14 protein-coding genes are annotated in these 24,004 nt (G+C 55.5%); 2 read left to right on the forward strand and 12 right to left on the reverse strand.

Annotated features, from left to right (window positions below; all coding sequences use genetic code 11):
* Positions 1–187 precede the first annotated feature (187 nt).
* Positions 188–937 carry a cupin domain-containing protein gene (locus AC0YNU_RS04785; protein WP_475753640.1) on the forward strand — a complete coding sequence of 250 codons (750 nt, stop codon included), beginning with the start codon at positions 188–190 and terminating at the stop codon, positions 935–937.
* 14 nt (positions 938–951) lie between these two features.
* Positions 952–2,133 carry an oxalate decarboxylase family bicupin gene (locus tag AC0YNU_RS04790; protein ID WP_475753642.1) on the forward strand — a complete coding sequence of 394 codons (1,182 nt, stop codon included), beginning with the start codon at positions 952–954 and terminating at the stop codon, positions 2,131–2,133.
* 350 nt (positions 2,134–2,483) lie between these two features.
* Here the strand turns inward: AC0YNU_RS04790 and AC0YNU_RS04795 are convergent, their stop codons facing one another.
* From AC0YNU_RS04795 to AC0YNU_RS04850, 12 genes are all read right to left on the reverse strand, one after another.
* A complete protein-coding gene (locus AC0YNU_RS04795; protein WP_475753644.1) occupies positions 2,484–3,803 on the reverse strand; it encodes an MFS transporter in 1,320 nt (439 codons plus the stop codon).
* A 22-nt stretch (positions 3,804–3,825) separates the two neighbouring features.
* Positions 3,826–4,287: a MarR family winged helix-turn-helix transcriptional regulator gene (locus AC0YNU_RS04800; RefSeq protein WP_475753646.1), complete on the reverse strand. Its 462-nt coding sequence runs from the start codon at positions 4,285–4,287 to the stop codon at positions 3,826–3,828.
* A 299-nt stretch (positions 4,288–4,586) separates the two neighbouring features.
* Complete coding sequence (locus tag AC0YNU_RS04805; protein WP_475753648.1) at positions 4,587–10,274, reverse strand: S-layer homology domain-containing protein; 5,688 nt, start codon at positions 10,272–10,274, stop codon at positions 4,587–4,589.
* 64 nt (positions 10,275–10,338) lie between these two features.
* Positions 10,339–12,408, reverse strand: a complete 2,070-nt coding sequence (locus AC0YNU_RS04810; protein ID WP_475753650.1) for a cellulase family glycosylhydrolase — start codon at positions 12,406–12,408, stop codon at positions 10,339–10,341.
* Between the two features lie 236 nt (positions 12,409–12,644).
* A complete protein-coding gene (locus tag AC0YNU_RS04815; protein ID WP_475753652.1) occupies positions 12,645–13,961 on the reverse strand; it encodes a carbohydrate ABC transporter permease in 1,317 nt (438 codons plus the stop codon).
* A 5-nt stretch (positions 13,962–13,966) separates the two neighbouring features.
* Positions 13,967–14,896 (reverse strand): carbohydrate ABC transporter permease, encoded by a 930-nt coding sequence (locus AC0YNU_RS04820; RefSeq protein WP_475753654.1) that lies wholly within the window; start codon positions 14,894–14,896, stop codon positions 13,967–13,969.
* A gap of 72 nt (positions 14,897–14,968) precedes the next feature.
* The gene (locus tag AC0YNU_RS04825; RefSeq protein ID WP_475753656.1) at positions 14,969–16,435 is read right to left on the reverse strand and encodes an extracellular solute-binding protein; all 1,467 of its coding nucleotides are present in this window, start codon (positions 16,433–16,435) and stop codon (positions 14,969–14,971) included.
* Positions 16,436–16,686: 251 nt separating this feature from the next.
* On the reverse strand, positions 16,687–18,309 hold the full coding sequence (locus AC0YNU_RS04830; RefSeq protein WP_475753659.1) for a response regulator: 1,623 nt from the start codon (positions 18,307–18,309) through the stop codon (positions 16,687–16,689).
* Complete coding sequence (locus tag AC0YNU_RS04835; RefSeq protein ID WP_475753662.1) at positions 18,287–20,155, reverse strand: cache domain-containing sensor histidine kinase; 1,869 nt, start codon at positions 20,153–20,155, stop codon at positions 18,287–18,289. The genes AC0YNU_RS04830 and AC0YNU_RS04835 overlap by 23 nt, the downstream gene beginning before the upstream one ends.
* A 373-nt stretch (positions 20,156–20,528) precedes the next feature.
* The gene (locus AC0YNU_RS04840; protein ID WP_475753664.1) at positions 20,529–21,080 is read right to left on the reverse strand and encodes a hypothetical protein; all 552 of its coding nucleotides are present in this window, start codon (positions 21,078–21,080) and stop codon (positions 20,529–20,531) included.
* A gap of 141 nt (positions 21,081–21,221) precedes the next feature.
* On the reverse strand, positions 21,222–22,610 hold the full coding sequence (locus AC0YNU_RS04845) for a glycoside hydrolase family 32 protein (protein WP_475753666.1): 1,389 nt from the start codon (positions 22,608–22,610) through the stop codon (positions 21,222–21,224).
* A 106-nt stretch (positions 22,611–22,716) separates the two neighbouring features.
* Positions 22,717–23,490 carry a DUF817 domain-containing protein gene (locus AC0YNU_RS04850; protein WP_475753669.1) on the reverse strand — a complete coding sequence of 258 codons (774 nt, stop codon included), beginning with the start codon at positions 23,488–23,490 and terminating at the stop codon, positions 22,717–22,719.
* Between the last annotated feature and the right edge of the window lie 514 nt (positions 23,491–24,004).

A 24,004-nucleotide genomic window follows, 5' to 3' on the forward strand; every position in this document is an offset into this window, starting at 1 on the left:
AGTCCGGCGACTTAGTATTTGCCAATTGGCACCATTTTATTGGCATCGCATGCCGCACCACCTGCCGCCTAGCGTCATAGACTATTTCGTCGGGCATACGCCTATAAGAAATGTTGGTTTGCGCGGTCAAACCGACGATTGGATTTGCAGCAACCATCAGTTAAAGATGAAGGGCAGGAACAAACGAATGGCAGTTTCCTATATGGATTACACCGCTCCGAATGTACAGTTCACGTATGATTTGAAGAACAACAATTTCTTCACGAAGGATCCTCGCAACCTAATCAATGGATTATCGATTAATCAGCTGAACACCCTTGGCAATGTGTCGCTGCTCGATATTTTCCTCAGCACGGGCAACGTCGTCGAGCCTCATATCCACCAAAATGCATCCGAGCTCGTCTATTGCATTTCCGGCGCGGCCGTCGTCTCCTTGATCAATCCGTTCACGAAACAATTACTTAATTTTCCGATTCAACCCGGTCAAGTGGCGAACGTGCCGCAAGGCTGGTGGCATTACGAGATCGCTACCGTCGACAACACCCACCTGCTCGCCATCTTCGATGCGCCCGTACCTGAGTTCATTCCCGGATCGGATCTGCTGCGCCTGACGCCGGCGAGCGTTTATGCCCATACCTATTGCTTGGATGAAGCAACCTGGAAAGCCGCGGTCGCTCCGATTACCAAAACGGTCGTCATCGGACCGCCGGTCGGCTGCAAGCCTGGCCAAGTGGCGGGGGTTAATGCTGCGCCCAATGCCAATGCCAATGCCAATGCCAATGCCCAGTTTACCCAGCATGCACAACACGCACAGCAACACGGCGCCCACTATCCGCAAAAACCATACGGACAACGGGAACAGCCCGCATACGGCTACGCTCAATTTCCCGCTCCCGTCATCGGCAATGGCTGGGACTACGGCAACTTCAACGGTTAAAGGAGGCCCTGCCAGTGGCACAAGATCAACCTAACGGCATAAAACCGGAGTCCATCCCGCAGCCGTTCCGTCCGAGCGACGGCTTCGGCGGCCCGGACTTCGGCCCGCGCGACATCATGCGCGACAAGGAAAATCCGAACATGCTGGTCCCTCCCGCAACGGACTACGGCCTGCTGCCGAACATGAAGATGTCGTTCTCCGACACGCATATGCAATTGAATGACGGCGGCTGGTCGAGGGAGATTACGGTTCGCGACCTGCCGATCGCCACGACGCTGGCCGGCGTGAACATGAGCCTTCGTCCCGGCGGCGTGCGCGAGCTCCATTGGCATCAGCAGGCGGAATGGGCGTTCATGATCTGGGGCTGCGCCCGCGTCACGTCCGTGGATTGGCAAGGACGCAATTTTATCGCCGATATCAAGCAAGGCGACTTGTGGTATTTCCCCGCGGGGCTGCCGCATTCGATCCAGGCTTTGGAAGGCGGCTGCGAATTTCTGCTCGTGTTCGACGACGGCAGCTTCTCGGACTTGAACACCCTCTCGATCTCGGACTGGTTCGCGCATACGCCGAAAGACGTGCTCGCCGCCAATTTCGGCGTTCCCGTCGGAGCTTTCGACGGCATTCCGAAAGGGCAGGTTTATATTTTCCAAGATACCGTCCCGGGTTCGATCGAAAGCCAAGAAGTTCAATCGCCCTACGGATCCGTACCGCTCTCGTTCACGCATTCCATGCTTGCCCAAGAACCGATCGTCACGCCCGGCGGGACGGTGCGGATCACCGATTCCAGCAACTTCCCCATCGCCAAGACGATTGCCGCGGCGCTTGTCGAGATCCAGCCGGGAGCGATGCGCGAGCTGCATTGGCATCCGAACAACGACGAGTGGCAGTATTATTTGTCCGGTCAAGGCCGCATGACGGTATTCGGCGGAAACGGCGTCGCCCGAACTTTCGATTATCGCGCCGGCGACGTCGGCTACGTGCCGTTTGCGATGGGCCATTACGTGCAAAACACGGGCAAGGATACGCTCTGGTTCCTCGAAATGTTCAAAGCGCCGCGATTCGAGGATATTTCCTTGAATCAATGGATGGCGCTCACGCCGCATCAGCTTGTCAGAGACAACTTGAATGCAACGCCGGAGCTAATGAAATCCCTGCGCAAAGTAAAGTGGCCGGTCGTAAAATACCCGCCGCGATAGAAGCTGACGGCAAAAACCACCCTCGGATCTGGATCTGAGGGTGGTTTTTGATGAGCTGTGGACGCTAGCAAAGGCAACGAAACATCCGATTGGCGCGTTCGAGCTCCGAATTCGCTGCTTTTCCCGTTATGTAGTGTACGGGGTGCAGCTCTTGCTCCAAATTCGCATCTTTTTCGACCATGTAGTGTACGTGGTGCAGCTCTTGCTCCGAATTCGCTGCTTTTCCCGCCATGTAGTGTACGGAGTACAGCTCTCGCTCGAAATTCGCCACTTTTCCAGGCATGTAATGTACGGGTGCAGCTCTCACCTCATGCCCAGGACCGCTGCTTTCCTCGCAGTTGGCGCGCTGCTTAGGCGTTTACCGTCGTGCCCGCCGATCGTTTGAGCCGTTTTGCCGCTGCCAACCGCTGCAGAACGACAAGGCAAACGAACAGGAACATGCCGCCGGCGGAACACAGATACATCACGCCGTAATCGGCGGCCGACGAGATGGCGCCTAGAAGGATCGCGCCGACTGCAACGCCGAAATCGGTGGAGTTATAAAACATGCTGTTCGCCATGCCGTACTGCTCCGGCGCCGATGAACGCAGCATCCACGCTTGGATCGTCGGCTGAATTGCGCCGAATCCAACGCCGTACAGCAGCGCGGATAGGATGAGCATCGGCGTGGCATGCGTATTGGAAAGCACGGTCATGCTGGCCGTCACGAACAATCCAGCAGGAACGAGTACGGCGACATGGCCGTGTTTATCGAAGATGCGTCCCGAGAACGGACGAACCAATATAATCGTAATCGCGTTGAACATGAAGAACAGACCGACTTGCTCGATATGCACATAATCGCCGAACAAAGCGAGGAAACTAAGCAAACCGCTGTACGTGATCGATAATAAGACATTCAGCAGCACGGGAAACAGCAGCTTGCGGTTGAAGCCGGTTTTGGCTGCCGCGACGGGCTGCGAGTTTGGTTGAGAGCCTGGCCGCGAGCTTGCCGGAGAACCAGTCGTTTGCGAGCTAACCTGCACGTTTGCAGAAGAACTCTGCGTATGGCTTGTCGGCGAACCAGGCATAGATACTCTTTCTGCCGATTCTTTCTCACGAGACCGAGACAGCCAGAGCACAGGGAAGATCACCACGGCCGTGACCAATCCGATCATCGACAGCTGCGCGAACCCCCCATGCTTCATGACATTCAACCCAATTGAGGGTCCGACGGACATCGCCAAACTCGTGGACAAGCCGAAGTAGCCGATCCCTTCGCCCATTCGGCGCAAAGGAATGATGCGCGACACGAGCGTCGGCAGAATCGTGCTCGCCATCCCGAAGCCGATACCGTAGCCGATTCGCAGCGCCAACAACGCGCCGAACGAACCGGCGGCCGAATATAGCGCCGTCGTCGCAGCCGCGATGACGAGGCCTGCGAGCAGCAACCCCATCCGGGAGACGCGCTTCATGAGCGCTGCCGTTGCGAACCGGGCCACGATGGCGGCCACGGCAAACACTGACGTCACCAGGCTGACCTGCACGTTCCCCGCGTGAAACTCGTCCTTGACATAGGCCGGGAACGAGGACAACAGCATTTGCAAGCTTAAGAATAATAGAAAGAAACAAGCCGTGAGGGCAATGAATGGCCTGGTCCATAATGGCGTTCGTTGTTGCTCTGGCTGCATGTTCACACCTCTGATAATTGGTTTAGTCATCGTCGGATTCCAAGCTTCCGAGCTTGCCGCCGATATGCTGCTGGATCCGCAGAAGCAATTCCATCATCGTATCGTACTCTTCGTCCGATATGCATTGCTTGACGTCGGCCGTCACGCTGTCTTCGATCGGCGTCGTCTCGCGAATGACCTTCTGGCCCAGCTCCGTGCTGAATACGACAAAACAACGACGGTCCTGTTGTCCGGGCTTCTTATAAATGAGTCCCTTCTTCTCGAGAAGATCCAATATGCGCGTCGTCGTCGGCTTATCCTTGCCCGTACGATCGGCGATTTCCTTCTGAATCAATCCCTGAGCCCGGTCGATCTGATTCAATGCCGACCATTGCTCGGGCGTAATGCCGTGAGCGGCAAGCCGCTGTTGAAATAACGCCGACAGCTTGCGGTGAGTGACGCCCATCGCAAAGCCGATGGGCAGTTGAGAAGCAGGTTGAGGCATCGTGCCACCATCCGTTCGCCAATTAGTTGTTACGACAACTATATGTGAGACAACTGATTTTGTCAATGCTCTGGAGTTACTCCCGCATACGAATGAAACCCTGGCAAATGAAGAGAGGAGCCGCCTTATCCTCCTCTGACCTCACCTCGCTAATATAGGCTTGGAATGGCCTCGCTTACTGAACCGGAAGCAAAAACCGAACAGCAAAAGCCCCCGAGTCATACTCGAGGGCTTGCGAGTTCCATAAGTGCTAATTAGTCATCTGCATTCTCTTGCGTATTCAAGCATTACCTTACCCATTACGCGTTATACAGCCGTTCCATCAACACGGCCGTCTGCGCCCGCATGACTTGACCCTTCGGAAGCAAATTCTTGCCGTCTCCCTTCAGAATCCCGCTCTTCACGAGCGATGCCACGTTTTGTACCGCATACGCGGCTACTTGCGGCGCATCCGCGAACGCCTTCAGATCCGCAGCAGTTCCGGCTGCGACCGTTCGACCGGAAGCTTGCAGCCCTCTTACGATTAGCGCGGCCATTTCCTGCCGTGTAATAGGCGCATTCGGGGTAAACGCGTCTTTGCCGCTGCCTTTGGCGATACCGAGCTTGCGTGCGACTCCGATCGACTCGTAATACGGGGAAGTCGAAGGCACGTCGGCGAAGTTCGTATCGAAGCGCGCGGACAAACCGAGTGCTTTCACCAGCGCATCCGTGAACGCCGCTCTGGAGATACTTGCGTTAGGACTGAACAAGGAAGCGCTCGTGCCGGTCATGATGCCCTTCGCCGTCACCGTCTCGATCGCTGATTTGGCCCAAGCGAGCGTCTTGATGTCGGTGAAAGCAGGTGTCACGTAAGCAACGGCGTACTTGCTAAAATGCGTCGCTTGGAACGCCATCGCACCGGTTTGTTTGTCATACTTGCCGCTTGGAACCGGAACTGCATGACCGGTTTCGTCGATATACCATATCGCCAAGTGGTCCGTTTGCGACTGCTCCTCCGCGGTAGGTGCGTACGGAATCGTAATCGTGACAGGCGCATCCGCGTTGTTCCAGTGCAGCACTTTGCCGTCTGCTTTGAACCCGATTTCGACTGCTTGCTTCACGTTGTCGCCAAGCCCGGAAGAGTCGGCTTTGTTAATCGTCAGCTCAAGCGTGCTCACGCCCTCGAGATCCTTCGCATCGAACATGCTAAGCGGGAGCAAGAACGTGCCTTGGGACGTTTTGACCGCTACTTGACGGTCTGCGCTTTCCGCGCTTCCGAACAAGGCTGCCGGCAGCTGCAGTGCGTAGCCTTCTGCGCCATTGACGGCTTGAAGCTCTACGACAGCCGTTTGCTTGCCGTCGCTGTCTTTCTTGGATCCATTCAACGCTTGCTTCAATTCGTCCGCCGTAACGGCGCCCGATGCCACGCCGTTTGCAAGCTTCGGCGACACGGTGACTACTTCATCCTTCACGACGTTCGGCTGATCCGGTATTCCGATCGGTCCGCCGCCGCTGCCGCCCATATCGACGCTGAGCAGATATGGCTTTTCCTGCTCCAAGATGAAATTACCCGTGTCGACCGTACCGCCGTTAATGAGCTCTTGCACCGTTCCGATCGGCTTGCCGTTCACTTCGATGCTGATCGTCTTGGATGCGGACGACGAATCATAATTCGCGACATCGATCAGCAGCTTTTCGTTATACATGGTGCTTTGCCATTCAACGCCTTCGATCGGCGCTCCCGTGCTCTTGTCTTTCAGGACGACCTTCATCAGACCCAGATCGGCAAGCGCCTCTCTGACCGCAGGCTTGATCGCCGAGGAATCCGCGAGGACCTCCGAAGCGGCGATGACCGCGTTGCGGTCGTCCGCGTTCAGCGGCTGATTGTTCTCGTTCTTGCTGAGCGAACCGTCGCCGACGATGATGACTTTGCCTCCGCTCGCAACGAATGCTTTGATCGCCGTCAAAGTGGATGCGCTGACGTTGGTCACTTGCGGCACGATCAGCAGCTTATACGCCGAGAGACCGCCGTCCTTCGCTTGCTGCTCCGAGATGAATCCAGCCTTCTGGCCGCTCAGCGTCAGAGCTGAGTAAGCATCGCCAAGCGTCGTGTTATAAGCGCTGGAATAGACGAGCGACGGGAGCGAATACAGAATGGCCGCTTGCGGCTTGATGTTCTGCAGCGCCGTGACTTCGTAAGCCAGCCGGTTCAGGTCAAGACTGACCTTGCCGATCGCCTTCACGACGTCCGGACGTTCCAGCACGCTGCCGTAGAAATCGCTGTTCTTATCGTAGATCCGTTCCCAAACCCAAATCGTCGAGGCGGATTTGCCGTGTACCGCCGACTGGAACAGTGCCGTCTCGGCATGCTTCGCCTTCTGCGGCGAATAATCGGTATCCTTATCGGAGATGATGTGGGTCTCCGAATTGAAGACCGGCGCCAAGCGCATCGAATTCTGCAAATCGTAGTACTTGTTCTCATCCATGTAGCTGCTGACGTTGCTGAAGAAGTTCCAGTTGTCGTTGCCGTTCAACGTCGTAAACTTGCTGAAGTCCTCTTGATTGATGCCGTACGAGACGGCATCGTCGATGCGGGCCATGGTTTTCGCGCTAACCGGAATATTCGGCGCGAGCTCATGGATGATGCCGGCCATCCACGCATGCCAATCCGAGAAGTACTTGTTATTGAATAACGTCCAGTCGTAATACGGCAGCGTCGCTTGCTTGCCGGCAGGCATGGCCACGTCGTCGAACGACGCGTACTCCGTGCCGTACAGCTCGTTCAGCGCGGCGATGTCGCCGTACTTGTCTTCCAGGAAATCATGCCATGGTCCGACCGCATACGAATCCGTGCGCGTATCGTAGTTCGGCTCGTTGCTGATGACGATGCTCTGCAGCGACTTGTAATCCTTCACCATCGGGACGATCGTCCGCAGGAAAGCTTCCTCGACGGTGCGCGCCCGAGGATCGTTAATGTTGTAATTCAGGAATCCGGCGTTGCCGTTCTTGAGATCGGGCCATTTATCAAGGGCCCAACCAGGGAAATAGTGCGGCGACAACAGCAGGCTGACGGCCACGTTATTCTCCTCCGCGTTGCGAAGAACCGGAAGCACGCTGTTCGTAATCGTGTCTGTCGAGATGCTGTATTCCTCATCTTTGTTCGCTTCCGGCGCCATGACGGTGCTGTTCGGACCGATCTCCATCTGAATAATGTTGGCACCGAGGTTATTGAAGATCGGAATATCCTTCTGTGCTTGGCCGAAGTGTCCGTAGCCCGTGAAGAACACGGGACGCTTCATGATATCGCTCGATACCGACGTCTTCGTATCGGCGATCAGGGACGTTCCGCTGATCGTCGGTTGGCTGGACACATACTCCGGCACGGCCTTCGCTTGTTTCGTGCCGTTCAGGTATGCATTCAGGTTCGTCTCGGCTTCCGTGTACAACTTCTGCAGCTCTTCCGCGACGTAATTCGCGCGGGTAATATAATCGTGCGAGATGTCGTCCTTGCCGTACGTGATGAACTGCTTGATGACCTCGAGGTTCACCGTCTCGTAGTCGACGGGAATGCCCTGTTCCTTGGCCTGCGCGAACAGCGCCTCCAGCGCCGGCAGCTTGGCGTTCAGCGCATCCAACGCGGCCGTCAGTTCATCTCCGTTCTGCTGGACGGATACGTCGATCGACTCCGTCCGCGCAACCCCGCCCGCGGTCACGGTTGCCGTTACCGATTGGGAGCCCGTATTCTCGAACGACACCGGAATCGTCTTCTTCACGACCTTGCCCGCCGGTACGCCGACATGCGTATCCAGATCGGCAGCCGGCACGCTCACCGCGAAGTCGGCCGCTTCCGTGCCGAAGTTCGACAGCGTCAGCACGTAATTATAAGGCGTATTGGTCACGCCGGCATTCGGCCCGTGCAGCGCAGCCGCCCACGGCTTAGTCGCGTCGAGAAGCGACAGCGAACCCATGCTGGTCGCATCCTTAGGCGTGACGCCGATGCCAGGCGTCCACTCGATGAAGCTCTCCCGGCCACCGCCGTCATTATCGTTGACCAGCATCGTAAACGCGACGTTGCCGGTCGGAGCCACTGGCAGCGCGGCCAGCCAAGGCATGACGATATCGTACGTCGTTTCTTTGGCCGACTCGTCGCGGACGGCCTTCAGCTTGACGGAATCGACGTCCAGCTGGGCGCTGCCGCTGCTCCATCTGAATTTGCTGAGCGACCCTCCGTTGAAGGAGAAGCCGTATTCCGGACCGTACGTATAGCCGTCCGCGGAGAAGGCCATTTGGATGCTGTCTCCGATCCAGATGTCGCCGCCTGCTTTATCGAATTGCGTATCGTCCTTTACTTTGGCATGCACGTACAGATTATCCGTGTCGTATGCCAGGGAAACATCGGCGGATAGATCGTCGACGCCGCTCCAAGTGATAAGCTTCTTCACCTGTTTGCCGTCGGAAGGAAGCTTGAAGCCCGTCTGTCCGGTCCAATCGGTAACAAAGCCATTCTGATCGACGCTGTCGACCTTCTTAAGCCCTGCGACCATGCGGTCCAGCGTATCCGCGACGTTATTATTCAGGTTGAACAACTCTTCGCCCGGCGTCCCCGTCCCCATCGTGTACTGATACGTGGATACGGTGCTCTTCGACCCGGCAACTTCGGCATACGCTTTGATTTGCGTCGAGTCGTTCACCGTAATCGGACCTGCATAGGTCTGCTTCGTAGCCGACGTTCGCGGGTCGGTGCCGTCCGTCGTGTAGTAGATCGAGGCACCGATTGTCGTCGTAGACAGCGTAATCGTTGTGCCTGGCGTCACGGCACCAGGTGCCGGCGAAGCGGTTACGCCCTGCACTTCGTGCGTCATGACGCGCAGGTTGTCGAATTTGTATTGCAGCGATTGTCTGCCGGCAATATTCCCGTCATCGAGCCACACATAGAAGACGAAATACTGAATCGCGGACCGGTCTCCCTGTACCTTGGTAAGGTCGAGGGAATAAGTCAGCCAGCCATCCGCGCCTGGCGTAACGGTCCATGGATTGCTTCCGTTATTCAGCGTATGGGTCGGAATGGCATCCTCATAGAGCGCCGGCTGCGTCCCGTTATCCAGTTTGAAGCGGAGCGGTTCCATATCGCTCGTCGTCGGCGTGCCCACCGGCTTCAGGTCGAATTGGAGTGTCTCGGCGTTGGAGAGATCCACCGGCAAACCCGTGGTGTTCCAATGAATTTCCCGGTACCTCTCCGTTGACGTACTTGGAGCCGGGAAGGTGACGTCATACGACTTGTTTCCTTCCGTCTTGTCGACAGTATCGCCAACTGCAGTCATATCGCTATTGTTGGCTGCCCAATCACCGGCGTTGTCGAACCCATTCACGAGCATTTCGGAAAGCGGAACGGTCGTATCGATCGTTTTGACTGCCCGCATATTATCGAATTTAAAGTTCAGCGACGTGCGTCCGTTGATTTCCCCGTCCTTGTTGTAGACGTAGAAAATCACTTTCTTCACTTCCGCCCGTTTGGCGGCAGGAATGCTGCTCAAGTCGAGCTCGAACGTATTCCAAGCGTCGGCGTTCGGAATGGAAATCCCGCTTTCGTAGATGCCTTCGTTGGCATCGTTTATTAATTTGAAATGAAGCGGGGCCGTGCCGCCCACAGGTTTGATATCGACCTTCAATTCCGTTGCATCGGAGAGGTCGATCGTGCTTGCGGACGTATCCCAGCTGAATTCGCGCCAGGCGGCGATGATTTCATCATGTTCATCCTTATCGGCAGGAACAGGGAACGTCACGCCGATCGACTGCGCCCCCTGCGTCTTGTCCTGCGTGTCCGCGGCTCTGACGACGCTGCCGTCGTTCGCATCCCAGGCGGCCAAGTTCTCGAAGCCGTTCAGGAGCACCTCCTGCGTCTGAACCGGTTCGGCCGCTAACGCGCGGCCAGCCGGCAGAATGCTTAGCCCGCTTGCCCCGAGAAGCAAGCTGGCCGACAATACGATGCTGCTTAACTTTCTTAACATAGTGGGACCTCCGTTAGGTGATTTGGACTGCGGCTGCCGCATGACAGCCGCAGTCTGCTGCGAGTTACCCGTTGCGCAAATTATCGAAATAATAGCTGACGCTCGTTCGGCCAGCGATCTCGTTCGTGTAGCCCGACCACAAGTAGAGGTCGATATTATCGATCTTCTGACGGTTAGCGGTCGAAATGCCGGATAGCGTAATCGTGACGGTATTCCATTGGTTTGCTAGCAGATGAGGAATCTGCTGCTCATAGATAACGCCGCCCGTGACGTCATGCAGCTTGAATGCAATCGGTTCGCTGTAAGTACCCGGCGTCTGGCTGAGCGGATAGACGTCCAGCTTGATCGACGTCACGCCGGACAGATTCAGGTAAGGGCTGGCGATGTTCGTATAGTAATTCTTCCAGCCGCTGGCGACCGGATAAGTCGCCTTGATGGACTGACCGCCCTCCGTCTTGTGCGCCGTATCGGCGACGCCCGTCGCTTCTCCGGCCCACTGCGAAACGTTTTCAAACCCGTTGATCGCCGTGACCGGCTGCGAGTACCGAAGGTTGTCGAAGGAATACGCGACCGACGTTCGTCCGCCAAGCTCGCCAGCGAAACCGGACCATAGATACAGGTCGACGTTATCGATCTTCTGACGGTTGGCTGCCGATATGCCCGACAAGCTAACCGTTACGGTATTCCATTGATTCGCAATCAGATGCGGCAGCTGCTGCTCGTAGATAACGCCGCCGGTGACGTCATGCAGCTTGAGATCGACAGGCTCGCTGTAAGTGCCGGGCGTCTGGCTGAATGGATACACGTCAAGCTTCAGCTCCGTCGCGCTGCCCAAATTCAAGTAGGGACTGGCGATTGCAGTGGCGTAGTTCTTCCACCCTCCCGACGCGGCATAGGTCACCTTCAGGGATTGATTACCTTCGGTCTTGTGCGTCGTATCGGAGACGGCCGTTGCTTCGCCCGTCCATTGGGAAGCGCTTTCAAAACCGTTAATAAGCGGAGTGCCGCTGCCCGGAGGAGGGGTGACCGCACCGCTGTTGTAGCCCGATGTCGGAACGGCCGGCGCCGGAGGCGTGTTCGTCATGATCGTCGGAATTTGGTTCATCACGGGCTTGAACGTCCAGTCGTTGCGGATCATGCCGAAATTGAGCTCCGGGTCCGTCGTGCTGTCGCCGCCGTCCTTATACGAATACAGAATCATCGGTCCTGTCCACGACAGCCACGACGACTGCGTCCATACCTGGAAGGCGCTCGTGATGTAATCGCTTTGCTGCTGCTCCGTAACCGTGTTCGGCCCTTTCGTCGGATATCCGAATTCAGTGGCCCAAATTTGCTTGCTACCGTCTCCGTTGGCCGCCATCGTGTCATGCAGTTCGACCGTCCGCAGCAGATGATTGTACGTGCTTGTCGTCGTCGGCGCGAGCGGCCAGCAATACGGGTGGACCGCCTCGGCGTCGAAGTAGTCTTTCCCGCCGTTCGCATAGATGCCTGTCAGCCACGCGTACGGGTCGACGATTCCGGATACCCCGATCAACGACGCCGAAGCGGCGTTCAGAATCGTCACCGGCACGTGCACGTCGACGGAAGCCGCGCGAATCGCGTCCGAACCCGGCTTCAAGATATTGCTCGTGTACAGCGCCGGACTGGATTGCGGCGAATTGTTCGGTTCGTTCCACAGCTCGAACACCGTCGCGCCCTGCGGCAAATATCTTCTGGCGGCAGCGTCGAGGAAAGCTTTCCACGCATTGATGTCAGAAGGGTAATAGCGTTCGTCGGAATGGCCGCCGTTCGCCCAGCTCGGCGAATACGAAGCGACGAGGATGACCTTCAGGCCTCTGCTGAGCGCCTTGGCGACCATCTTGTCAGGCCACGTCCAATCCCAGGACGTCGCGCTCGTCGGCTGAACCTGCGTCCACCTCAGATCGATACGGACCCACCCGACGCCGGAATTCTTGACTTGATCGGCAGCCGTGTTCAGTTCGGCATCCGTGCCGTAGTACCACTGAGCATTCATGCCGCCTCTGGAGTTGGGCGTGCTGTAGGCACTGACGCCGGCGGCGGGGCTGAGAACGGAGAAGAGCACGGTAAGCATGACGACAAGCAAGGCATACGAAATGGTGCGCTTACGGTTCATAAGTCTTTCATACCTCCTCGAGATTGAAGAATGCCAGGATGCAAGCTAGCTCAACTGATCAGCCGCTTTGTTCCGCTTCCCTCCCTCCGATCGTCGCCCGACCATCCCCGCATACGTCCTGCCTGCGGCATCACCTCCTTGAAGTAAGGGCGGCATTCCCGCCCCCTCTGCCCTGATAGCTTCACCTTCGCCGGCCAACTTTTAACATCCAACCTTTGTCCTTCAACCTCTAACCTTCAACCTTTCACGCCCGAAAAATTAATGCCTTTCTCGATGGCGCCCTGCGTGCCCATGAAGAGGAGCATCAGCGGAATCATCGATACGACGCCGCCTGCGCTGATCCAGTTGGCTCGCGGATTGCGGCCCCCTTGCATATCGTTCATCGCCACCGTAAATGTCCAGTTGTGATGCGATTTCGTCACGACGTACGGCCACAGGAAGTCGTTCCACACCGGAATGAACGTCATGACCGCAACGATCGTAAATACCGGCACCGACATCGGGATGACGATGCGCAGGAACGTTCTCAGCTCCGATGCGCCGTCCACGCGCGCCGCTTGCAGCAGCTCTTTGGGCAGCTGGTCGAAGAAGCCTTTGAACAAGAAGATGACGAAGCCCCAAGCAAAGTGAGGCAGGATGACCGCCCAAATATTGTCCACGAGATTCAGCTTCTGCATCAGCAGATATTGCGGAATGAGGACGGATACGCCCGGAATCATGATCGTCGCGAGGAAATACATCAGCACGACGAACTTCGTCTTCTTGCTGCGCAAAAGCTGCGACAGCGCGTAGCTGGCCATCGCGCCGAAGACGAGCTGCCAGGCAATGACGACGACACAGATGAGCAGGCTGTTGAAGAAGTAGTGATAGAATCCGAAGCTGACCGCGGCTTCCGAGGCCAAAATATTCAGACTGCGGTAGCTGTCGAACAACCGCAGCCAATTGCGGGATTGCTCCAGTGCAGTCACTTTGCCGTCCAGCAGCTTGCGCTCGCTGAAGAAGGTCAAGAACTGCTTGCCGAGCGGTTGATCCGACAGAGTGCCCGCCGCTTCGATCTCCGACGGCTTGCCCTGGCCGTACCAGGCGAATTTGGACAGTCCGCTCTCCTTGATGCGCGGCAGCTTGGCTTTCATGACGTTGTCGTTGAACACCTGCGTCGGTACGATGAACGGCTGCCCGACGTAGAATTCCGCCGCGGTCGTCTTCGACTTATACAGCTCGCGCCCATCCTTGACGCCGGTCACTTTGATTTCCCCGATGTTCTCCCGCATGTTGGCCATCCAAGGGAACCAGGTCGCTTTCATGGCATCCTTGCGGTAGAAATCCTCGTTCTGATCCTGCTGTCCGGAATAATCGAGCGTGATGGCGATCGTCCGCGGCACGTCCGGAATGAATTTCGGCACGGTGGCGTCGATGGATTCGTTGTCCATCATGGACGTCAGCAGCATCCACAGGAGCGGAAGAATGCCCAGAATAATAAACACGATCGTCACGATATAAGAGGTGACCGCGAGCTTGCGTTCGCCTTTCTCTATGATGCGATGGCTCTTCATTGCTCTTAGTCATCCTCTCTTTGTAGCCGGAATTGAAGAACGGTCAGCACGGCGATGACGATGAACATGAAGAAGGACAGCGCTGCCGAGATGCCGAACCTGGACTGCACGAAGGCCGTCCGCTGAATCATGAGCGCGACGACGAGCGAGGCATCCGCCGGCCCCCCTTGCGTCATGACGAATATATTGTCGAACGACAGCAGGACACCGGACATAAAGCCGACGAATTGGATCAAGATGACGAACTTGATGTTCGGCAGAATGATAATCGCCATGCGGTGCCACGGTCCGCAGCCATCGATTTTTGCCGCTTCGAATAATTCCGCCGAGATCGATTTGATCGCCGCGTAGTAGAGCAGCACGCCGATTCCGCCTCCCATGAAGAAACCGGGCAAGACGATGGCGAACTTCGTCATGTGCAAATCGTTCAGCCAGCCATAGGGTCCCAGGCCGACTTTGGCCAATAAGTAATTGAACAAACCGCGGTCCGGATTGTACATCCATTTCCACAGCAGGACGCCGGCCACGACCGGAAGCACGGCTGGAATCTGATATAGCACGCGGTAGAATCCGTTAAAGCGCTTGACCTGCGACAGGAACAGCGCCTGCACGATCGGTACCCAGAAGACGATCGCTACCGACAAGAGGAAGAAGATGAACGTGTTTTTCATCGCCACCCAGAACGTCTCGGATTTCAAAAATTCGAAATAATTGCCGAGGCCGACAAATTTGCCGGGCGGGTTGACGATATCGTAGTTGAACAAGCTGATGTAGATCGCGTCGAAAATCAGATAATACTTGAATACGAAAAACACGATGATGGACGGCAGCAAGAACAGAATTGGCGTCCAATGAATTTTGAAGCGCGCGCGCGTTCGGGTCTGCACCTGCGCCTGTGCGGCAGTCCCTTGTTTCAGCTCCACTTGATTTCCCATGTCCGCTCCACCTACCTTATGAAAACCATCGGGATTTCCGGTAGGAAATCCCGATTTGTCGGTTCGCCGTTATTATTTCGCTGCTTTGAGATCGTTGTTGTATTTGTCGATAACTTCTTTCTGAGCCAGATCCTGCGCTTTCTGCAGCTCTGCCGCCGGATCCGCGTTCTTATCCAGCAGTACTTTCTGGATCGGTTTCACCAGGTAGCTGCTCAGGCTGCTCTTCAGGAAGTACTCCAGGTGCTGATCCTTCGCCGATTCATTGACGGCATCGAGGTAGTCCTGCGGAACGTCCTTGATGAATTTCGTCACGTCGAAGTCCTTGAGCACCGTGAACGGACGCACGCCGAGGCCGTTGTCGACTTTGAATTGACCGAGCGCGTCCTGCGATTCCTTGGACATGGAGTACATGGCATATTCGAACGCCGCCTTCTGCTGCTCCGGGGAAGATTTCGGATTCAGCATCCAGAAGCTGCCGCCGACTTGAGCAGGGGCTTTGCCCGATGGGCCTGCCGGGAACGGCGCGAAGCCGATATCGTCCGGATTCATGCCTCTGCCCACGAAGTTCGTGAAGCTGTCGGACGTACCGATAATCATGGCGGAGCGACCGCTGTAGAAGTCTTTCTCGTTCTCGCCGATATCCTGCACGACGTTCTTCTGCGTGACGTTATATTTCCATTTCAGGTCTTTGTAGTATTGGAGCGCTTTGACGGCCGCGTCGGACGTGAACGTCAGCTTGGCCGTTCCGTCAGGCTGCTGCTCCGTCAAGTCGCCGCCGGCCTGCCATACGTAATACTCGAAATGCCAATCCGCCCAGTCCATGCCGAGGATATCGAAACCGACGATGCCGGCGTTCTTCTGCTGCACGAGCTGCGCGTCAGCCGCGAACTCTTCCCACGTCTTCGGAGGAGCCGTGATAGCCGCGTTCGCGAACAGCTTCTTATTGTAAATCAGACCGCTCGTATACATGTCGTTCGGGATACCGTAGATCTTGCCGTCCTTGGTTGCAAGGTTGAACGCGCCATCGATGAAGCGGTCCTTATCCGGCGAAGCGTTGACGAGATCCGTAATGTCGGCCGCGATGCCCTTCGGAATATAGACCTGCATGTCCGGGAAAGCCGAGTACGAGAGGTCCGGACCTTCGCCGCCGGCAACCGCCGTCAGGAACTTCTCGCGAACGTCCGGCTGCCAGGCCTCGACGTGTTTGACTTTAATGTTCGGATGCGCGGCATCGAATTTGGCGAATTGCTCTTCGACGAACGACTTGGCCGGGTCATCCGGAGAAGGCTGATCCCATACCGTGATTTCCACGACCGCATCCGTCGCGGCGTCACCCGCATTGGCTGCGGCGTTCGTTCCGGCGTTCGTACCTGCATTCGCGTTCGTGCCTTCGGACGCATTGTTCGTCTGCGCGGCGGCATTGTTCGTTCCAGCCGCATTATCCTCTTTCTCCGATCCGCAAGCGGACAGCAATCCGGCTACGATCGTGGCAGCTACCAATACGGAAGCCGATTTCTTGATTCCCCCATGCTTTTTCATGCGATGCGTTACCTCCTAATGGAATGTCTGATTGGTTGTTCTTACAAATTAATCATAGCGGGAAAGGTACGGTCCGTTAATGGAAATAACGTACTTGTGGAGTATGAATATCTTGACGTTGCGATGCTTCCCCGGTGATGCGAAAGCCGCCGGAACGGATTCCGACGGCTTATATCTCAGGTCATGCGAACCGGTCTAAACGTACGGCCAAGGTGCCTGTCGCGGCTACCTTGGCCTGCCGTGTCAGCCGCTCATTCGGCGCTCTGCGCGCGGAATTGATTCGGCGTCATGCCGGTGGCCTTGCGGAATACGCTGCTGAAGTACGCGGCATCCTTGAAGCCGACCAGCTCGGCCACCTGTTGGATTTTCAAGTTGGGATCCCGCAGCAGCAGCTCCGACTTGCGGATTCTGGCGTTCGTTAGATAGTTGACGAAGTTCTCGCCGAAGCGCTCCTTGAACCGGCGGGAGAAATAACTCGGATGAAAGAAGAACCGTTCGGCGATCATCTGCAGGTTCAGCGGTTCATGCAAGGATTGATCGATAAACAGCTTGACCTCGTCGATCGCGATATATTCGGACGAATGGCGCAGCTTGTACAATTGCCCGATGATATTGTGCACCATCTCGATGAGCTGCTTCGGAATTTGGCGCCAATGCTCCAATCCCTGCAGCCAGTGCAGCAGATCGTCCAGCTCGCCGATCATCCATTCGGGGATGCCGGATTGGGTCAGCAAATATTTGCGCAGCAGCAGATGGAACTCCACGCAGAAGCTCTCGAGATGCGCGAAAGCGACGCCGCCGTCGGTGGCGATGGCCTCCACTCGCTGTTCGATCCAGGCGTGCATCGCACCGGCATTGCATTCGTTCAAGCAGCTGAGCAGGAACGCTTCATCCTCCCTGGTGAGGATGGAATGCGGAGAGGCCTTCATATACTCGTTCTCTGCCATATACACGCGTCCTGGGCCATGGATGATCCGGTTGCGCAGCGACTGCTTGGCATGCTGATACGATTGTTGAATGACCTCCATCTGACGAACCGCCGTACCGCAGCCAATTGTCGCATCCAGCTTCAAATGTCGTCGGATGCCCTCCAAAATATGCTCCAGCTCCCGCTGCAGCCACTCGGTTTCTACCGGTGTCTGTCCGCCGAGTACGTAGACCAGCTCGTTCTCGTGCATGACATGGCGGAAGAGCACCCCGTTGCGGCCCGTCGCCGCCAGGACGGTGGAAATAATGTTCTGCACCGCGAACCACAGCAGCTTCTCGTCGTCCGGACGAAAAGAAAGATGCGGAAGCTCGAAAGGCTCCAGTTGAAAGACGACCGCGGCAAAATAGCTGCACGCACTCGTCATCTCCAAGATGCGCTCGTCCCTTGCGGCTGCCTGCTGCCGCGAATCGTCGCCGTATTGAATCAGCTTGCTTAGCATTTGGTCGCGAAGAGATTCCTCGCTGCGGTTTTGCAAATGCTTGACCTGCTCGCCCAGCGATTGCTGCTGCTGCCGGCTTTCGATCTTGCGCATGATGCGTGTGAGGCTTTCCTTCAGCTCCTCCTTATCCACCGGCTTCAGCAGATAGTCCGTCACCCCGTATTGAATCGCCTTCCTGGCGTATTCGAATTCGCCGTAGCCGCTGATAACAATAAATTGCAGCTCCGGCCATGCCTGCAGCGCTTCTTGCAGGAAGCTGAGACCGTCCATCTGCGGCATGCGAATGTCCGTGATTACGATATCCGGCTGCTCCTCGCGAAGCTTGGCCAGCGCTTCCATCCCGTCGCCCGCTTCCGCGATCACCGTCAAGGGCAGCCCGGTCATTTGTATTTTTTTGCGGATGCCTTGCCGCATCAATTGTTCGTCATCGACGATCATTAATTTCATCGTGAGCTTCCTCCACCCGCATTTTTTTGACCCGTACCGTCACTGTCGTTCCTTGCTCTTCGCCGCTGTCCAGCACCAAGCCGTAGTGGTTGCCGAAGACGAGCTTGATGCGGTATTGCACGTTGAACAACCCGATGGACGACGCGGAATTGCCCGCGTAATTCTGCTGCTGGCACTGCTCGAGCATCGCTTGCAGCGACGCGAGCCGCTCCGGATGGATCGGCGGCCCGTTGTTCCACACGGTTATGGCGGCATCCGTATCGGACAGGCTGTAAGCCCGGATCCAGATCTCACCGCCCGCGGGCAAATGGTCAATGCCGTGCATGAAGCTGTTCTCCACGAGCGGCTGGAGCAGCAGCTTCGGAGTCAGGATCGTTTGCAGCCCCTCTTCCATCTCGATCGAATAGCTGAGCCTGTCCGCGAACCGGACCTGCTGGATGGACAAGTAAATTTCGAGCTGGCGGATTTCCGCTTGAAGCGTGGACATATGGCCGGCACTGATGTTATAACGGAACATTTTGGCCAGGTTGGAGCTGATCATGCTGATTCGGTCATCATCGTGCAAGGCCGCCAGACTGTCGATCATGCCGAGCGTATTGTACAGAAAATGCGGATTGATCTGCGATTGCAGCGACTTGATCTCCGCATCCTTCTTGACGAGATCCGCTTCGTACACTTTGACGATCAGCATATTGATTTCTTTGGCCATCTGATTGAAGCGCCTGACGAAATAGCCGATTTCATCCTTCGAGGATACCGGGACGGAGATGTTGTAATCGCCCTTCTCGATCGAGATGATTCCCTTCTTCAGCTGCTTGAGCGGCGTAATGATCTTGGAGGAGAGGATGCTGGCAATAATCATCGCTCCGAGCAGACAGAGTGCGCCGATGATCAGCGTTCGAAGCGCGAGCTCGTTCACCTGCTTCAGCAGCACGCTGAGGGGTACCTGCCCGACGAGTACCCAAGACGTATTATCAAGCTTGTTGGAGACGAACAGCGTTTTCTCGCCCTGATGATCGGCGTAGAGATATCGGGAATTCACGTGGTAGCTGAACGCGAATAACGGGTCGAGACCGGTCAACCGCTCGCCCTGCTGTTTCTCGTCGAGCGCGAACATGACCTTGCTGCCCTTGGAATCGACAAGCGCGTACTGGCCTTGCTCCTCGTTGCCGATCTCGCCCAGCCAGCCTTTGATGAAATCGGAAGAGAGCCGAATAAACATCACCCCGACGACGGGGTTATCCGAGTTGAAATCGATCGTTTTCACCGCTTGAACGAAGATCAGCGTCTTCGTGGATTTCTTCGTCCGCGGATCGACGGCGACCGTGGGCAGCCAGACGCCTTTGCCGTCATTCGCGACTGCAATCTTTTTCAATTGATCGAAGTCGCTATCGAGACTGCTTGCTTTGCTGAGACCGCCGGAGGTCAGCCGGTTGCCGCCGTTCAGCTGACTGACCATGATCAGGTCCGCAACGGGATTGCGGGACAGAAACTGGCTGAATTTGGTGGAATAATGGCTGTACGTCTCGGGATCCGCGCCCAGGTCTTTGACGAACTGCTGAAAATCCTTGTCCCCGAAATATTCCCAGGCGAAATTCTTGACGTTCAACATGTACGATTCCAGCGTCGCGGCGGACTGGCTGCTGATCAGCTCCATGTTGCCGATCGCCCGGTCCTTAATATCGGAGGACGTTTGCACGTAATAATCCAAGCCGAGCGCGATGACCGTAATCGTGATGGTCACGAAGAAGCAAAACCAAATTTTGCGATACAGGGATCTCGTAATGAAGCGATACGGGATCAACAGCGTGTGGGTCATCCTCGAAAAGCTCTTGCTCGTCTTCATCTGCCCTAATCCCCTTGTCTCGCCATCGTTAATGGTAACCGCCGAATGCTGCTCGCGAATGAGCAAAGCCGAGTGCGGCTCACGTAAAATAGCAAAGCCGAATAAAGCCATGCCTGTAATTATAGTGGCTGACGGCGATTTTGTTCATTAAATTTTTGATGTATGGGTATGAAAATCTTGAAAGGTTGTCGGGGGAGGCAGGAGAAGCAGTTGGGGAGGTGGAGAAGACGTGTGAATGTGGTGGGATGCCGCTGGAACTTAGCACGTGGTCATGTAGTGTACGGGGAACAGATCTTTGCCCGATTTCCCCGATTCCGCGGCCATGTAGTGCATGGGGGGCACTTTCTACTTTTCAAGAGTGGTGTGAGAACACTTAATGATTGAATCTCAATCGCCGCTCCGTAAACGTCTTTTCGTCAGCCGTTCCAAAGCCATACCCATCTTCAATTAATTGATTCACTTGAACATGCGGGGTTAACGCAATTCTTCTTGTTCCGCCTTCCGAAACGGTAACGATATAAAAGTAGTTCGCCCCATTGATATGGTACTTATCCTCCCTGTGGACCACATAGTCGACAGCGACATAATAAACCTGGGGATCTGGAAAGGATTCGATATAACGGGTAGGCAAATTCAGCCTGCCGTATTCATAGGGAATAGGCTTCACATTCACCAGATCTGCTTTCTTAATGTTGAATAGCCCTAGACGACTTTCTTTATTATAATCATCGCTTAAAAAGCCAATAAGCGTCTCGCGTTGACCCGACACCCATAACGTTGGAATTCCGGACCAGTTCTTGTCGTTTATGGCTTGGATGTACGTTGAAATCAACTTGACGGATGGATCATTATTTGCGACCGCTGCATTTGAACCTAGCAAGTACACGCAAAGTACCAATACCAACGCTATAACTTGTTTTTGCATTTTATCAACCTCCTCATTTTTCTGAGGATAGTATGTGATGTATTTCAATAAATTAAAAAGGCCGCCGAAATCGGCAGCCCCAACTAAAATTATAAGTCCTTCAAATGACTCCCGCGAAAACAAGCAACGATTCCGCATCGTCTATTCCCAAATCGATGCCATTTCCCACACGTTAAGCGTGCGCGCCAACACTCCCTGTCGATCCGCAGCGAAGACACTTACCCCGTCGCTGGATTCCAACGTCGGATAGACCCGAGCCGTCAGACACAGCTTATCGTTGACGAATATTTCCAGCACGGAGTGGTCCAGGAAGAGATGCAGCTTGAGCTCGCTCTCGGCGGCGAAGTCCAGCTCGCCCGTTACGATCGAATGGTTGGGCTCGTCCGACAGGCTCGAACGAGTGCGGTCGATGGAGACGGTACCGTTAGCCGGATCGAACGTCACTACGGTCTCTTCTTCGCCGCCCGGAGAACGAAGCAGCTTGATACCGAAGGACGGCGCATCGGAGGCCAGTTGAAATTCGGCGGTCAATTCCAATGCCCGCCCGCGAATCGACAGCGTCTCCTCGCCTGAGACCTGCTTCTCATCCAGCTGAATGCCGTTCCTTCTCAGCATTTGCAGTTCAGCGGCAGGTGCCATGCGCAGCGTAGCGTCGGCACCTAGGCTCAGCACGCGCGGAATGGATTGAATGCCGGCCCAGCCCGCATTTCCTTTGAATTCCCGCCGGTCCGCTTCCGGAATCCATCCCCACATTAGACGCCTGCCATCCGGACCTATCATGCTGTTCGGCGCATAGAATCCTTCGAATCCGTTGGCGTCCAGCGCTCCGCTGATCTCAGGTGTAAAGCTATAATCCGAATTCCAGGTCCCCGTCAAATACTTGACCTGCCCCCCTGGCGAGTAGACCAACACATGTTTATCCCCGAGCTTGAAGAAATTCGGGCATTCCCAGATCCCTTCCGTACCCTTGCACAGCAGGTTCAAATACCGCCATTCCAAGAGATTCGAGGAGCTGTACGCCAACGCGCAGCCCTTGCCCTCATGAATGCCGCCGACCACCATGTACCAGATGTCTCCCTCTTTCCATACGAAGGGATCCCGCCATTCCTTGATCACCATGTCGCCATGCGCCTCTAAGGCCAGCACCGGATTGGTCGGGTGTTTATCCCAGCTCACCATCCCGTCCCGGCTGGTCGCCAGCCATTGCTCCGGACCGTCCATTGCGCTGCGTTCGCCTTGTCCCACGCTCGTATACAGAATGGTCGGCACGCCGTCATCGTTAACGGCACAGCCGGAGTAGCAGTGGATTTCGCCCAGCTCGTGCGAAGGATAGAGTCCGATCGGCAGATGCTCCCAGTGGACCAGATCCTTGCTCTTGGCATGCCCCCAATGCATCGTATCCCAGTGATCCGCGTCGGGGTTGTATTGGTAGAACAGATGGTATTCCTCGTTAAAATACAGCAGTCCGTTCGGATCGTTCATCCAATTCTTCTCGGGGAGAAAATGGTAGATCGGACGGTAGAGATTCATGGTCATCACCCTTTCTGTTACGTATTATAGCAGTTTCTTCTTTTTCCCAAGTAGCGTTTTTTGTCAAAATATTGCTTGCACACCGCTATCGATCTCAGCCGAAAACCTATTCCTTCGTTGCTCGGCCCGCTTTTACATGCTTTAGCTGCGCAACGATGATAACGCTGATGATGACGAGCAGGAACCACGAGCTGATCTTACTGACGCTCACCAGCCGCCACGCGTGATACTGGTCGGGATATTTCCAAGCATTGAAGAATGTCGCGATATTTTCGGCTAACCAAATGAAGAACCCTACGATGAAGAAGGCCGCCGTCAAGGGCATGCGATACGTAACGTTCCGCACCCGGTAGATGATCCAAGTGCGCCGGAAGACGATAACCACGAGCGCCGTCAGCCACCAACGAAAATCGGGAACGAAATGATGCGTGAAGAAGTTCAGGTAGATCGCCCCGCCGAGCAGCCAAGCGGATGCGAGTCCCGGCCAGTTGGTCATGTCCATCCTCAATCTGCGCCATACCTGGCACATATAGCTGGCAACGCTGGCATACATAAATCCGCTGTAGAGCGGCACGCCGAGTATCTTCGTATACGCAGCCTCCGGGTATGCCCATGACCCCATCCTGACCTTATAGAGCTCCAGCAGCAGCCCGATGATATGGAAAACGCAGATGACTTTAAGTTCATCTCGTGTCTCTAATCCGCCGCGGTACATGAGGTACTGTACGGCGAGCAGCACGATTAGAATGGCATCATAACGGTGAACTAGAGGCAGCCGGACAACGCCCGAAAGCGCCAAGGTACCAAAGATCGCAACCGGAAACAGGCAGCTCATCGCCTGATAATAGCCGAAAAGCAGGAGTTGTTGCATGGATTTCATAGCTGATGTCTCCTCGCCGGGCAGCATGGATAGTCGAACCGCAATTCACGTCCCACTATTCAATATAGAAGCAATAACCCTCCTTATTCCAACCCCGTACCGATTAGCTACGTGCAGATCTGCCCTTTTTTACAAAAGCTAATTTATCACGATATTTATTGTTTTACAATATATTATTGCTGTAAAATGATACTACTCAATATATCCACTCACATCCGTACGCGTTAGCTTACGCGCTAACACGCCGTCGACAGCAAGGACCTCACAAACGCAGCGTCGAATAAGAACAACAGGCCGGAGTCATAAATCATGCTATAGAGGGCGGGAGCACCAAATGGGTCATTCCCGCCTTTACGTACGCGGTATCAAAATGCGACCAAGCTACCTATCGTTCGGTCCTCCCGCAAATGTTGAACGAGGATTTGCCTCAAAACCGCTATCGCATTGCCGGCGCCATTCAGGAATACTATCGGCCGGAGGATCAGAATGGCATTAAGTTTGCCATTCTATTCGA

It is taken from the genome of Paenibacillus sp. J31P316 (assembly GCF_056269105.1).